We start from the raw sequence: 14,750 nt of genomic DNA on the forward strand, positions 1-14,750 counted from the left end.
TTATTTCTTAAACGCCTTGTCGTCCGCTTTGCCGGCTGCTCGCAGATACGCCACCATATCGAGGATTTCGTCCTTCGTGAGCGTGTTTATCAAGCCCTGAGGCATTTCAGAAACCGGCGACTTCTGCCGTTCCTCGATGTCCTTCTTCAGCACGGTGACTAGTTCCTTGGCGAACGGATCGGTGCGGATGGTGATCTTCTCGTCGTTCTCGTCGAGGATCCGACCGGCGAAAACTTCGCCCTGCTGAGTGAGGACCAGCGAGTTCTGATACTGATCGGAGATCACTTTGCTGGGTACGACAATGGCTTCGAGAATGTACTGGGCAGTGAAGCGGTTGCCGACGCCGGTGATATCGGGGCCGGTGTCGCCGCCTTCGCCGGCAAAGCGGTGGCACTTGTAGCACTGGGCAGCGATGTAGGCAGCTTTCCCCTTCTCGAAGCTACGGCCGGTTTCAACTTTGCTCAACAGGTCGTTCAGGTCTTCCATCTGCCAGTTGTGCAGGAACTGGCGAGTGGTTTCGAGTTTCACGGCTTCGACTTTGGTCTTATTCTCGATCACCTCTTGCAGGGCGACGCGCGCTTCCGGCGTGATCAGTTTCACGGCATCTTCGCGAATGCGGATGATGAACTTCTTGAAGCTCGCGCCGCCGCGGTAGCTGTTCTCAGCCAAATTCAGCCAGCCGAAGTAGACCCGCTGTTGATCAGGATTCAGAAGATCAGCGACATTGCGGAGCGCGAGAGCATAGTAGAGTTGCTCTTCCTGTGTTTGACCCGCGGCGAGGATTTTCATTGAGGGCTCGGCGATGCCGGGCCAGCGGAGATAGACGAGCAAGGCGCAAAGCTCGCGATTGACGAACTCGTTTTGGTTGGGATAGAGCCCCTCGAGGCGGGCGATCACCTTGGCGGCCGTCACGTCGTCGGGTTTCCCATCGCGAATGAAGGCCAGGCCGTAAGCCCGCGCCACGCCGACGAGTTGTTCTTCCGGCAACCGCTCCAGCGGCAAACTGTTGAGCTTGTCGACGATCTTGGCTTGGAGCGCTTTGTCATTGGTGCGAGCCAGCGCCACCATCAGTTGAATGACGGCGTTGATTTTGGTTTCGGCAAGAGCTTTGTCCTGCCAGCTGGCCACCGGTTGCGTTTCGATCGCCACACGAGCGGCGTAACGCAGCGAACGATCGGCAGAGTTCAAGTGCGGCCAGGCGAATTCGATCGCGGCGGGATCTTGCTTGACTTGGAACGCTTCGAGCTTGCGGCGCACTTCGCGAGCGGCGGCCGCCTTATCATTCTTTTCGGGACCGACCGGTGCGGTCGATTCTTCGCCGGTGTACTTCACTCGATAAACACCCGATTGCGTGCCGCGGCCGCCGATCGAAAAGTAAATGCAGCCGTCGGGATGAACGCAAATGTCGGTCACCGGCAATGGCTTGCCGGTGATGAAGGGCTCGAAGGTGCCGGTATAAGAACCGCCGGTCGGCGTCATGTGCACCGCATAAATGCGGCCGTAGGTCCAGTCGTTGATGAACAGCGCCCGCTGATACTTGGCGGGAAACTTTGCTCCAGTTCCCATCTCCACGCCGGTCGGCGAACCGAGGCCGATGTTGACGACGGCGCCGAGGCTGTCGGGCGAGTATTCGGGCCATTTGCCCGTGCCGTTTCGCCAGCCATATTCGCCGCCACTCACAATGTGATTGACGCGCGTCGGCCGGTACCACGGGGTGCCAGTGTCCCATTCCATATCGCTGTCGAAGGTGAAGAGCTCGCCGTCTTGATTGAAGGCGATGTCGTATGAATTACGGAGCCCGGCGCATAGTAACTGCCAATTGCTGCCGTCGATGTCGCAGCGCGCGACCCAACCGCCCGGCGCCATGATGTTTGGATCGTGGCCGCCACCATCGGGATTCCGCGGCAGGAGCAAGTCTTCGGCCCAATTGCGATGGGGCGAGTTCTTGCCGCTCCCATCGGGAATGGCAGTGAAGTTGCCAGCGACAACGTAGAGCTTGCCGTCGGGGCCAAGTCGCACGGCGTGCGGACCGTGCTCGCCGCCGCCGTTGAGTTTCATCATCAGTTCGACCGTATCCCACTCATCATTTTTGTCGGCATCCGTCACGCGATACAGGCCGGGACCCTTTGCCGCGTTGCCGTTCACCACGACATACAACTTATCCTGCACGCAAAGCAGCCCTTGGGCCTGGCCAATCGGCACGCTCAGCTTTTCGACCTTGGTTTCTTCCGTCGTCTTGCCCGGCGTGACGCGGTAGAGCGAACCACCTTGATCCGACGTAATCAGCCGACCTTTTTGATCGACGGTCATCGAGACCCAACTCCCTTGATCTCCCTTCGGCACCGAGTAGACCATTTCGACTTCAAAGCCCGGCAGCGTCGTAATCGCGCTCGTAGCCGTGGCGAGTTGACCAGCAGGCCGAGCGCCGCCCCAGGCGACGTCGCTCCACGGTGCGATGCCGAGCTTGCCGATGACGTGGGCTGGTTTCCAGGCTTTGTCGTCAAACTTCGGCTGCTGCCAGCCGTCTTTTCCTTCGTTGCTGCCGAGCCAGGTTTTATCGGTCGGAATTTTTTGCACGCTGCCGTCGGCGTATTTCACGACGAGTTCGCCCACCATGCCGCCGGGACCACCTTCGTTGCGGCAGCGGAGGGCGATTAAGTTGCTCCCCTTCACCAAGTGCTTGGTGACGTCCTCGCGAACGGGCTGTTCCCAGTTATTGTGCTCGACGCAGTGCTTGGCGTTGACAAACAAAGTGAAGACATTGTCACACGAACCTGTGAACACGGCCGACTGCGGTGTGTCTTTGAGTTCGATGGCCCGGCGGAGAAAGATGATCTCGCCATCGCCTTGGGTGGCGGAAGTCCAGATCCACTCGGGCACCGCATCGGCGGCGACTGCGGCGGAAATCGGCCACGCGAAAAGCAAAGCTAGGAAGAGGCAAACGGAACGCATGGTTCACTCCAGCCGACGTTCAGGTGGGAAATTGGGGCCTCTCAGTATGCTTAACCCTCGCAGCCGATGGTAGTCCCTTCTCACCTTGTCACTTTGTCGCTCGCCGGGGATGATGACGGGCTCTGAATTGCGGTTTTATCCACACGAATGTGCGAAACGAATATGGCTCTTGCTGAGTATCTGACCGAGCTCGAAACGCTGCTGACCGACGCCCAGTCGGCCTTCGCCGCGGCCAAATCGCCCGAAGCCCTCGAGGCCGCGCGAATCGAATTTCTCGGCGCGAAGAGTGGCCGACTGAAGTCGGCCCAAAAAGGTTTGGGCCAAGTAACCGGTCCCGATAAACCCGGCGCCGGCAAACGCTTCAACGAAGTGAAGCAAGCCATCGAAGCGGCTTTCACCGAGATTCAACAAAAGCAAGAAGCGGGCGAAATCGTCGATCCCACGGCAGCGCGGTTCGACATCACACTCCCCGGCATTCGGCCGCGGGTCGGCCGGATTCATCCGATCTCGCAAACGATCGACGAACTTAAAGACATCATGGGCCGGCTCGGCTTCTCGATTGCCGATGGGCCTGAGATCGAAGACGAATGGCACAACTTCGAAGCGCTCAATATTCCGCTGGAGCATCCGGCGCGTAACCCGCTCGATAATTTTTATCTGCAAGTCGCTCAAACAACGGCTCCTCACACGGCTACGACTAACCCGACGTCGCCTTGCGGACAACTGTTGCTCCGCAGCCAAACGAGCACGGTGCAGATCCGCACGATGGAAACCGTGAAGCCGCCGGTCCGGGTCATTTCGCTCGGCCGCGTTTATCGCCCCGATGAAGCCGATGCGACGCACTTCCCGATGTTCCATCAGATGGAAGGGCTGCTCATCGACAAAGACGTCACGCTCGCCGATCTGAAGAGCGTGTTGCGAATGTTCGCCACGACCTATCTCGGCCGCGATGTGCATGTGCGATTCCGGCCGTCGTTCTTCCCGTTCACCGAACCGAGCGTGGAGGTGGATATGAGTTGGGGAGACAAATGGATGGAGTTCGGCGGCGCGGGCATGGTCGATCCGAACGTGCTGCGGGCCGTGGGTTACGATCCCGAAGAGGTCTGCGGCTTCGCGTTCGGTCTCGGCATCGAACGCCTCTGCATGCGTCGGCATGGGATCGATGACATTCGTTATCTCTATCAGAACGACGTGCGGTTTTTGGGACAGTTCTAAAGCAAGCGAGAGTAGGGTGGGTCGAGCTGTACTCGGCGAGGCCCACCGAATGGATGCAGTCGGCGGCAGAAAATGGTGGGCCTCGGGAGTACCCTTCGACCCACCCTACAGAGAATCAAGCAAATGTTAGTTAGCTGGAAATGGTTGCAAGAATACGTCGCGCTCAAGGTCACGCCAGGTGAGTTGGCTCACAAGCTGATGATGGCGGGGCTCAATCATGAGTCGACCGAGGAGGCGGCCGGCGGCGATTTTTGCATAGATCTCGAGATCACCAGCAATCGCCCCGACTGCCTCGGCCACATTGGCGTGGCTCGCGAAGCTGCCGTACTGCTGGGCGAATCGCTCAAAACAACCGAGCCGCAGCCAAAAACCGGCGGCGAGCCGCTTGAGAAATCGGTGCGCATTCAAATCGACGCGCCGGAGCTTTGCCCGCGCTACTCGGGTCGCTTGCTGCGCGGCGTGAAGGTCAAGCCGAGCCCGGCTTGGTTAGTTGAACGACTGGCCACGATCGATCAACCGGCGATTAACAATGTCGTCGACGTGACGAACTATGTGCTGATGGAATGTGGTCAGCCGTTGCACGCGTTCGATTTCAAAAAGCTCGCCGGCGGACAAATCATCGTCCGACGAGCAAAGGAGAGCGAGCAGTTCCCTGCCATCGATCACAAGACGTACACGCTGACAACCGACATGTGCGTGATCGCCGATGCGGAGCGACCTGTGGCGCTCGCCGGTGTGATGGGTGGACTCGATACCGAAGTTTCGTCGAGCACGACCGACGTGCTGATCGAAGCGGCTCAATTCGCACCGCTGGCAGTGCGCGGCGCTTCGCGCAAGCTGAAACTGCATAGCGATTCGTCATATCGCTTTGAGCGCGGGACGGACCCCGGCGGCGTCGATTGGGCCAGCCGGCGAGCTTGCGAATTGATCCTGCAATTGGCTGGTGGCGAACTGGCTCCCGGCGTGATCGATCTCGGACCGCGGCCCACCACGGCAGGGCCGGTCGTGCTGCGACTGTCGCAGCTCAAGCGGATCCTCGGCATCGAAATTCCGCCAACCGAAGTCGAACGGATCCTCGCCGCGCTCGGCTGCGCGATTGTGAAATCATCGGCCACCGAATTGGCCGCGCTGGCGCCGAGTTGGCGGCGGGATCTGACTCGCGAGATCGATCTCATCGAAGAAGCCGCACGGATTCACGGCTACGACAAAATCCCCGAAGACATCGGCGTGCCGATGGCCGCTTCGCACAAAAGTGACTCCGATCGCGTGCTGCAAAAAGTGCGGAATGTCTTCACGGCGGCTGGCTATGACGAAGCGCTGACAACGAGCGTCGTTCCCGAAGCGTGGTCGAACGCGTTCAGCCCGTGGACGAATGCCGAACCGCTAATCGCCAATCAGCCGATGCTGAAGGGAGCCGATCGGCTTCGCCGCAGCATCGTGCCGAGCCTGCTCGAAGCCCGCCGACTCAATGAATCGGTCGGCAACGACAGCAGCCAATTGTTCGAAACGGCGCGCATCTATCTGCCGCTCGGCAACAGCTTGCCGAACGAGCAATGGACATTGGCCGCCGTCAGTGGACAAGATTTTCTGACCGTGAAGGGCATTCTGGAAACGTTGCTGCAGCGCATCAACCCTGAGTGCATCCTCGAAGCCGTCGATTTCAAACATCCACTGCTCCTCGCCGATCAAGCCTGCGAGTTGAAACTCAGCGGCAAGCGGTGGGGCTTTCTCGGCAAGCTTTCGCCCGGCGGACTGAAGCAATTCGGACTCCGCCGCGATGCGCTCATTGCCGAATTCGATCTCGGCGCGCTCGTGCCGCTGGCGGTCCTCACGCCGCAGCATCAAAAGATCAGCACGTTCCCCGCCATCGCCCGCGACCTTAACCTCGTCGTCGACGAAGGTATCCGCTGGTCGCAGATTTCGGCCTCCGTCAAAGGCGCAGCCGGCGAACGCTTGCAGGCAGTCAGCTATCTCGACACTTACCGCGCTCCCGACAAGGACGGCGCAGGAAAGAAACGTCTGCTGCTGAGCGTGCAACTGCGTTCACCGCAAAAGACCCTGACCGGCGAAGAGGCCGATCAGATCATTGAGCGGATCGTGACCGCTTGCGGCGAGATGCATGGGGCGGTGTTGTTGAAATAACGCTACTGAAGCAATGCTAGCGGCGGCCCGACTCCAATTGTGATCGAGTGGTCGGGCTGCTAGAGTCCGCCCTGGTAGGGTCCGCTCTGCGGATCGGAATCAACTCGGGTAACCATCCGCACAGCGTAAGCTACAAAGGCATTTCCATGACAGCGATTCGCTCGTTTTCTGCTGCGTTACTCGTCAGCAGCCTGGCCCTTTTTGCCACCGGTTGCAGCCCAGCTACGCAAGTCGTCGGCACGTGGAAACTCGATACTACGAAGGCACTTCCCGCCGATTTTATGAATGCCAACCCGCTGGTTGGTGCGTTTCTCGCGGTATCGCAACCAACCATCGAAGCCAAGTTCGCCGGCGACGGCAATTTCAATTTGCGGGCCGAAGGTGGTCCCTTCAAGTATGCCGGCAAAGGTTCGTGGCGGTACGTAAAGTCTGAAGGAAAAACTCTGATTCTTATGATAAAAGAATCGGGAAAAACAGACGAAAGCGAGTTACGGTTCACACCTGTCGATAATGAACATGCGGAAATCCAGATACCGCTGGATTTCAGCAAGAAGCCGTTTTCGTTTGTGAAAGTGCCGCCCCAAAGCTAGCAGCGGCGCGACGGCTCGTGAGTCACCCCTGGTCGATCAAGGAGGATCACCATGCTTCGTATCGTTAAATTGACTTCGGTTACTCTCTCTCTCGCCGCGGTTATGATTGCCGCGGTCGGCTGCGGCCAAAGCGCCGCGCCACCTGCCCAACGCTTGCCCGGCAAGTGGTATGGCAAGGTCGTGCTCGAGAAAGAGACGATCGGCAATACCCTCACGCCGGCGCAGATCGCCAATCTGCAAAAGATGGAAATGGCGATCGAGTTTACCAAGGACGGCGTGATGGATTCGTCGGGCGTCGAAAACAACGTCCCTTACAAATCGGCTGGTAAGTGGCAGTTCGTCAGCCAAGAGGGTGACGTGCTGAATATCAACGCCATCGAAGCCAACGGCCAGCAAAAGCCAGCCATCCTGGTCTTCGAAGGGAACGACAACTTCACAATTCCGCTGAAGACGGAAGTCGCCAACATCGGTGGCATGAAGTTCGAGCGCGTGCGCTAAGCACTCACTCCGGCTTTTTGATCCGGTCGATCTGGGGCGGTTCCGACTTGTCCCACTTTTCTTTTTCCTCGGCGGCCGTTGGCTCGACCAGCGGCCGCACGACGCGGAAACCTACGCCCAGAGCATCGGTCAAATACCAGATGCTCTGCGGAATCTGGGGATCTTGCTGCTTCCAATCGAGATTCGAAGCATTCCGCGCCGCCGAACGGAGCGACGCTGCATCGCCATCCCACGAACCGCCGCGGACCACGCGGTTATATTCAGTGAGTGGCACGGCGAGCGGATTGACCGCTGGCTTGCCGGTCACCTTGCCGTAGAAATCGGTCGTGTGCTGATCGAGCACCCACTCGGCAACGTTGCCATGCATGTCGTGCAGGCCCCAAGGATTCGGCTTCTTCGTGCCGACCTTTTGATACTTCTCTTCGCTGTTGTCCATGTACCAGGCATAGTCGTCGAGCTTGGCGGGATCATCGCCAAATGAGTAAGCCGTCGTCGTTCCAGCGCGGCAAGCATATTCCCACTCGGCTTCCGTCGGCAGGCGATAGTAACGGCTGGTCTTGGCGCTCAGCCATTTGCAAAAGATGCGAGCCGAGTGCTGCGTCATGCAGATCGCCGGGTACTGCCGCTTTCCCATGCCGAAGCTCATGTCGGTGTAGGGCTTGGTTGGTTGGGTCTTTTGATATTTGTCAGCCGCCTTGTCGCGAGCATTCGCCGGTACGCCGGTCACTTCGCGTTTGAAGACATCGAGATCGGCCATCCACACTTCGTAGGCATCCCAAGTCAGTTCGCACTTGGCCATCCAAAAGGGATCGATCTGCACTTCGTGCTGCGGCCCTTCGTCAGCTTTGCGACCTTTCTCGGTCGCAGGGCTTCCCATCAGGAATTTGCCACCCTTGATCGGCACCATGTCGATCTTGCCGTCGGAGTGCTCGAGCAACTCGGTGTACGCCTTCATCTCCGCTTCGGTTTTGGCGTTAGAGTTTGCAACCTCAAGCGGCGCTGCCTTCTCTTCCTGTGCAAGAAGCGGAGCGGCAAAAACGACAATGCTGAGGAATAGAATCTGGCGTGTCATGAGCGAGCACATTTGTGGAGGGAACATTGGCAATCCCGCCATTAGAGCATGCGAACCCGCTACTGGCTAATCCCTGGCTCAGGCGGTCGGCTGCGAAGTCAGCGGCGAAGTCAGGACTTGTTCTGGAGCATGCTTGCCTCCGCGCAGGCCGATCATTTTGCCGACGAACGATCGCCAATAATAGCGCGCCCAAAATGGCCGGGCGGTTACCGCCATCACCAGACTTCCGCCGAAACTGCGGATCAGTGTGTTCGCGATTTGCGAAACCGGAAACCGATGCTTCCGCAGCAAATAGCCGCGGCCTCGGCTGTATTTGAAATTCCGTTCCTGCAGCCGCTCGTCCTGCGTTTGCAACGGATTCGGATGATGAATGACGAGGTCAGGGCAATAGTCGATCCGCAGTCCGCGGGCCATCATTCGCAGCAGCAGATCGGGCCCTTCGTCGCTGTTCCAAGGACTCTCGCAGCCGACGCCCATCAGCTCGTCGTACCGCAGATCGCCCAGCGGTCGCCGCCGCGCGAAGAGGCCCGCTTCGAGACAGCACTCCAGCACGTTGTCGCGCGTGATCTGGCCGCCAGGCGTCTCGGGCCGGCTCATGTGTTCGACGCTGGTCGAAATCGCATCGACCGCCGGATCGGCAAACTTTTGGAGCACGCCGCCGAGGAAGCCGCGCGGGTAATGGCAATCGTCATCCGGAAAGGTAATGAACTCGCCGCTGGCAAAACTCCAGCCGAAGTTGCGAGCGCGGGAAGCACCGCGGCCCTGCATCGGCAAATGAAGAATCGAGAACTCGACCGTTTGTCGCGCGAGGAGTTCGCCAGTTTCCGGCTTGTCGCTTTGATCGACGACGATCAGTTCCAAATCGCGCAGCGCGAGTTGATCCGTTCCCTGCAACTGCAAGTGATCGATGAACCGCTGCAAATCTGCAGGGCGGCCGACGGTGGGAACTACCAAGGAGAATTTCACAGTGGTGACTCCTTTGGTGGTGGAGTCGTCCGAGCGCGCGTGACTGCCGCTTGAATCAGCAGCGGCGAGGCATGACACCACACGCCGACGAAATAGCGCGCGGCCAGCCATTCGAGCGTGATCTGAGTTGCCGTGCAAATCGCTGCCGCGATCGCCAGACCCATCAATCCGCCGAAATGAGCGCCGATCGCCCCGACCACGATCGCCGATACGCCGCAGACCAGCGTGATGCAGAGCACCGTCCAGCGGCGACCTGTCATCAGCAGCACGTAGCCACACGGCCCAAGGCAATTTGCGGTCAGTTGTCCGAGCGTCAGGATGACAAGCACTCCCGCGGCGGCTTTGTATTGAGGACCAAACGCCAGTCCGAGCACTTGCTGAGGCAGCACAATGAGTGCGACGGCGGCGATGATCGCCGGCAAGGCGGCCAGGCTCGTTGCTTGCCGAATGACTCGCTGCAGTTCCGCGATTTGGCCGCGGGCGTACAAACTGGGAATGACGGCGATGATCGTGAGCATCGCGAGTTGTTCGGGAATGCCGAGCAACAGCACAAGACGTTTCGCGCTGCCGTAGAACGCGACATCGTCGGTCCCAAAGAACCGGCTGACGAGCCACAGATCAGCCGAGAGCGTGCAGAATGCTGCGATCTGCGAGAGCGCGATCGGCAGGGCATCGAAAGCAAGTTCGCTCACCGAGGGAACCTGGCCATCGAGCGCACTCGATCCGGTGGCAGGCAAAGCGCGACTCATCTGCCACAGCGTGATAACCGCGGTGAACGTGATCGCCGCCGACAAGACCTGCGCGGCCCGAGTGCTCGTCACGCCCAGGGACAGTAAGAACATCGTCGCCAGTACGGCGAGAAACAGCGACACCGCGATCGGTCCGCCTGATTGTCCACCGGAGAGGAGATTGGCCCATTTCACTTCATGCATGCCGCGCAGAACGGCTGCGCCGACCATTTGCCAGGCGAGTGCCACAATCGCCGAACCGACAACAACGGCGAGCAAGATGCTGCCGGGTAAATGAAATCGCTCAAATCCATCGAGCCAAAAGTAGGCCGCAGTGAGTGCTGCGGTCGTCATCGAGGTCATTAACAGAAGCAATCCGCAGCGCCGGACCAGTAAGCGAATGGCCGAGTGATTGCCTTGAGCCAGGTTAGCGGCGACGTGGCGGATCATCGTTTCGGGCAATCCGAACGAGCCGATCATCGCGGCAATGCCAACCAGCGAAAGAACGAGGAGTACTTCGCCGCAGGCTCCGACGTTGGCGCCGAACCAGCGCGGCAACAAAAAGCTGAGCGCTGCCGAAGCGGCGACGTTCCAACCACGTGCGATCACGACCCACATCGCCGATTGCGATAGCGCGCCGGCTTGGGCGGGTTTCACCTCTGCCTCGACCGGCGGCATCACAATTTCATCGTTGCCAGACACAGGTTTTTCGCTGCTAGAAGCAGTGTCGGCTTTCGGATTGGAGGCAAGCGAAACCATGAACGTTGACGACAAGCCTGGCGGGAGAATTGGGGTGAGGTGCCATTGCAGCCGCGTGGCAGACAGACCATCCAATATAGTCGCGAGCGGCAAATTAGGCAGTTACAATTTGCCCGCAAACGGCCTCTGCGCAAACCAGCAGGCCGATCCGCTGAGAGAATCAGCGGAAAACCGCGATACAATCGAGTTAAACGTCACGGTAGGAATCTCCGCAACATTGAGGCGAACAATGCGACACATACTTTTCTACGTCACCTGCCTCGCTCTGCTTTGCGGTTTCCTCCCCTGTTCAAGCCAGGCGGAAGGGCCTTCGCTCGAACCTACCAAGGTCGACCTCTTCGAAGCCGGCAAGGATGGCTATGGCACGTATCGCATTCCTGGCATCGTGGTAACCAAGAACGGAGTGGTGCTGGCCTACTGTGAAGCTCGTCGCAACGCGAGCACCGACTGGGGACAGATCGATGTGATGCTCCGCCGCAGCACCGACGGCGGCGTGACTTGGTCGCCGATGAAAAAGATCATCGAACTCGAAGGGAAGTTTGAACGCAATCCCGCCGCCGTCGCGCAAAAGCTCGGCAAGGAAGGGGAGATTACGGTCAATAATCCGATCGCCATCGCCGATCCTCGGCCGGGCGTTGTCCACTTTCTTTACTGCGTCGAATACAACCGCCTTTTCTACATGCGGAGCGAAGACGATGGCCTGAGTTTCAGCAAGCCGATCGACCTCACGGCCGTCGTCGAAAAACTCCGCCCCTCGTACGATTGGCAAAGCCTGGCCGTTGGGCCGGGCCACGGAATCCGTTTGCAGAACGGCCGACTGCTCGCCGCGATCTGGCTGTCGACCGGCAACGGCGGCCATGCGCATCGGCCCTCGGTGGTCTCAACCGTCTACAGCGACGACGACGGCAAAACCTGGCAACTGGGCGATATTGTTGCCAACGAAACCAAGCCGCTGGTGAATCCCAACGAGTCGATTTTGATTGAGTTGGCCGATGGTCGCGTGATGATCAACATGAGGAGCGAATCGCCCGAACATCGCCGCGCTGTTTCGATCAGCCCCGACGGCAGCACCAAGTGGAGCACGCCGAAATTCAACGAGCAACTGCTCGAACCAATTTGCATGGCCAACATCATTCGCTGGCCGAATGCCAAGGAAGGTAGCAAAACCGGTATCGTCTTTTCGAATCCCCACAACCTCGAACGAGCCAATGCCAAACCGGGCCAAGGGCGTGACCGCAAGAACCTGTCGCTCAAGCTGAGCTATGACGAGGGAGAAACCTGGCCGATCAGCAAAACGCTCGAAGCCGGCAGCAGCGCCTACAGCGATCTCGCCGTTTCGGCCGATGGCTCGTTGCTGTGTTTTTATGAGCGAACCAAAATCGATGAAGCCACCAAAAAGCGGACTGCATTTCTCACGGTTGCGCGGGTCAGCGTGGCGTGGATGACGGACGGGAAAGATAAGTAGCAGTTTGTCACGGCAACTCTAAATCGCGGCAACTTTTGCAAATTCCTGTCAAGGAAAATTTGTGGCATTGCGCATTAATGGCCGAAGTGCGAATTCTTGGTGAAATCGGCTGGAAACGCCGCTCATGTAGGTTATTTTAATAGCCGTCCTGCCGGAGCTAAATGACCTCCGCTTGCGTGGCCCGCCAGATTTCCTTGACCACAAAAACCGCAAAGGGTTTTCCATGCGGCGACCTTCCTGCCTGTCGTTCGTGTTTTGCCTCGTCTTGTTTTTCGCAGCAGCTGCATCGGCTCAACAGGGCTCGCTGAATTTTACTGGCGATGTCTTTGCAACGCGCGTCTGGACCGATGCCTCCAGCACGTTCAAGGTCGAAGCGCAGCTGTTGAAAGTGGTCAACGGCGTTGCGCACTTGAAGCGCGTCGACAATTCCAAAACCATTGAGATCCCGCTCGCCAAGCTGTGCGCAGCCGACAACGAGTACATTCGCAAATTTGCAGAACCCGTAGCAGGCGGGCCGCAATCGGCATTTCCGACGGCAGCCAAACTGGAAGTAGCGGCAAAGCGCCAGCGCGATGCCAAGAAAGCGCTGGCACTCTACAGCGTGTTCATGGCCGATGCGAAAATTCCTGACGAAGAAAAGGAACGCGCCAAAGCGGGACACGAAAGCTGGCAGCGAGCCGCCGATCAATCATTACTGCGACTCGGCACCAAATGGCTCACGAAGGCCGAAATCGAAAAGCTGGAAGCGGAAGAGCTCAAGCTGTTTCACGAGGCGACACAGCTCTATCAGATCGGTTCGGTGGAAGCCGCCGAGAAACGGTTTCGCGATGCGAGTCGAGCTCAGCCCGAAAGCATTCGCGCCGACTTTCGCCTGGGACTGCTCGCCGCCATTATCGATCGCGATACCAATAAAGCAGCCGATCGCTTCGAGGCATGCGTGACTCGCCGGCTTAACAAGCGCGAAGAATTGACCGTTGCAGAAACGGCCAACCTCTGTGCTTCGCTCAACAACCTGGCGATCACGGAGATCCGTCAGCGCCAGTATTCGCAGGCCCTCGGTCACTGGGCACAAGCGTTGGACCTGACGCCCACCGTCCCCGAAATTGTGCAGAACCTCGGCCGGGTCGGTCTTTTGTCGCGAGCTGAAATGCGAGCCAAAATGGGACCGCTCTTGTCGGTGAATCTAGATACAGCCGAAACGAAGCGATGGGAAACGCTCTACACCAAAGCCCGCCGAGTGAACGGCGGCTATGAGTTTGATCCCAAAACCGGCTGGCTGTACATGAATGATGTGCGCGAAGTGAAACCGGCCGCCACACTCGAACAATTTCCACCAACCTCGCCAAACTCTTCAACTTCACCAACGTCGTCAGTGACGCGTTACCAAGATCCTTATCGCAAGCTGCGCGTCGCAGGCTCTGGGACAGGTTTCGTGATCGCGCCCGGTTATGTCATGACCAATGCACACGTGGCCGACGAAGCCGATGGTCTCTATCTCGTCGAACAGGAGAATCCACAAAAGCGAATGCCGGCCACCGTGCACGTTGTTTCGAAACGGCCCGACTTGGACCTGGCCATTCTGCGTTGCAACGAACTGCAAGCGCCGCCGCTGAGTTTTGCCACCGAACTCCCCCGCCTGGGCGCGGAGTTGCGACTCCTTGGTTTTCCCCGCTCGTTCGAGCTCGGCAATACGCTCAAAGTGACGCGCGGTTTGGTTTCCGGCTTGCCGCCCCATTCGGGAATGGAAGGAGCGCTGGCTAATTTCCGTAACTACTTGCTCTACGATGCGGTCATGAATGGTGGCAATAGTGGCGGGCCTGCCTGCGACATTCACGGTCGCGTGGTGGCGGTGAATACAGCGATCCTGCTCCCTTATTCGGTCGGCGGCGGTTATCCCGCCGGCGTCGGTTCTGACCAAGCTGTCGCATTTTTGCAAGACAACCTGCGCGGCATACGCGACAACTGGCATGATGCCGTAGCGAAAGAGCGGACCTGGGAAGAAGCCGTCGAACACGTTGCCGCGTCCACAGTTCAGGTGCTAATCCTCAAGGACACCAACACGGTCGAGTTCACCGATAAGTACGAAGCGACGCGCCGCCGCAAAACCTGGGACGGGTTCGAGGATCCATGGTGCATGGCCTGTCACGGTAGCGGCATGTTTCCCTGCCCGGTGCGTGATTGCAAACAGGGACGAACATTAACGTATCGCACCGAATCGGTGCCGTTACTCGATGGCAGCCGATTGACGAAGCAGGTTCCCGTGCGGGTTCCCTGCAGCACCTGCGACGGCGCCGGAAAAGTTCGCTGCACCGCCTGTTACCAGGGGATCGACCCTGCGTTTTCCAGGTACTAACGGGGATCTC

10 protein-coding genes are annotated in these 14,750 nt (G+C 58.7%); 6 read left to right on the forward strand and 4 right to left on the reverse strand.

From position 1 onward, the window contains the following. The gene (locus tag M9Q49_RS19925) at positions 1 to 2,952 is read right to left on the reverse strand and encodes a c-type cytochrome (protein WP_254510584.1); all 2,952 of its coding nucleotides are present in this window, start codon (positions 2,950 to 2,952) and stop codon (positions 1 to 3) included. A 162-nt stretch (positions 2,953 to 3,114) separates the two neighbouring features. Between M9Q49_RS19925 and pheS the strand changes: the two genes are divergently transcribed. From pheS to M9Q49_RS19945, 4 genes are all read left to right on the forward strand, one after another. Then, the gene (gene pheS, locus M9Q49_RS19930) at positions 3,115 to 4,167 is read left to right on the forward strand and encodes a phenylalanine--tRNA ligase subunit alpha (RefSeq protein ID WP_254510585.1); all 1,053 of its coding nucleotides are present in this window, start codon (positions 3,115 to 3,117) and stop codon (positions 4,165 to 4,167) included. 123 nt (positions 4,168 to 4,290) lie between these two features. After that, positions 4,291 to 6,309 carry a phenylalanine--tRNA ligase subunit beta gene (pheT, locus tag M9Q49_RS19935; protein WP_254510586.1) on the forward strand — a complete coding sequence of 673 codons (2,019 nt, stop codon included), beginning with the start codon at positions 4,291 to 4,293 and terminating at the stop codon, positions 6,307 to 6,309. A 146-nt stretch (positions 6,310 to 6,455) separates the two neighbouring features. Then, positions 6,456 to 6,899 carry a hypothetical protein gene (locus M9Q49_RS19940; RefSeq protein ID WP_254510587.1) on the forward strand — a complete coding sequence of 148 codons (444 nt, stop codon included), beginning with the start codon at positions 6,456 to 6,458 and terminating at the stop codon, positions 6,897 to 6,899. A gap of 51 nt (positions 6,900 to 6,950) precedes the next feature. Then, positions 6,951 to 7,397 carry a hypothetical protein gene (locus tag M9Q49_RS19945; RefSeq protein ID WP_254510588.1) on the forward strand — a complete coding sequence of 149 codons (447 nt, stop codon included), beginning with the start codon at positions 6,951 to 6,953 and terminating at the stop codon, positions 7,395 to 7,397. Positions 7,398 to 7,401: 4 nt separating this feature from the next. Here the strand turns inward: M9Q49_RS19945 and M9Q49_RS19950 are convergent, their stop codons facing one another. The 3 genes from M9Q49_RS19950 to M9Q49_RS35795 form a co-directional block, all read right to left on the reverse strand. After that, complete coding sequence (locus tag M9Q49_RS19950) at positions 7,402 to 8,469, reverse strand: formylglycine-generating enzyme family protein (RefSeq protein WP_254510589.1); 1,068 nt, start codon at positions 8,467 to 8,469, stop codon at positions 7,402 to 7,404. Positions 8,470 to 8,547: 78 nt separating this feature from the next. Then, positions 8,548 to 9,435 (reverse strand): glycosyltransferase, encoded by an 888-nt coding sequence (locus tag M9Q49_RS19955; protein WP_254510590.1) that lies wholly within the window; start codon positions 9,433 to 9,435, stop codon positions 8,548 to 8,550. Then, positions 9,432 to 10,865 carry a lipopolysaccharide biosynthesis protein gene (locus M9Q49_RS35795; protein ID WP_254510591.1) on the reverse strand — a complete coding sequence of 478 codons (1,434 nt, stop codon included), beginning with the start codon at positions 10,863 to 10,865 and terminating at the stop codon, positions 9,432 to 9,434. The genes M9Q49_RS19955 and M9Q49_RS35795 overlap by 4 nt, the downstream gene beginning before the upstream one ends. A 286-nt stretch (positions 10,866 to 11,151) precedes the next feature. On the opposite strand from M9Q49_RS35795, the gene M9Q49_RS19965 reads away from it, so the two are divergent. Beyond that, positions 11,152 to 12,387 (forward strand): sialidase family protein, encoded by a 1,236-nt coding sequence (locus tag M9Q49_RS19965; RefSeq protein WP_254510592.1) that lies wholly within the window; start codon positions 11,152 to 11,154, stop codon positions 12,385 to 12,387. A 223-nt stretch (positions 12,388 to 12,610) separates the two neighbouring features. Next, a complete protein-coding gene (locus M9Q49_RS19970) occupies positions 12,611 to 14,740 on the forward strand; it encodes a trypsin-like peptidase domain-containing protein (protein ID WP_254510593.1) in 2,130 nt (709 codons plus the stop codon). The last annotated feature ends 10 nt before the right edge of the window (positions 14,741 to 14,750 follow it).

The organism is Anatilimnocola floriformis, assembly GCF_024256385.1.
Lineage (GTDB): Bacteria > Planctomycetota > Planctomycetia > Pirellulales > Pirellulaceae > Anatilimnocola > Anatilimnocola floriformis.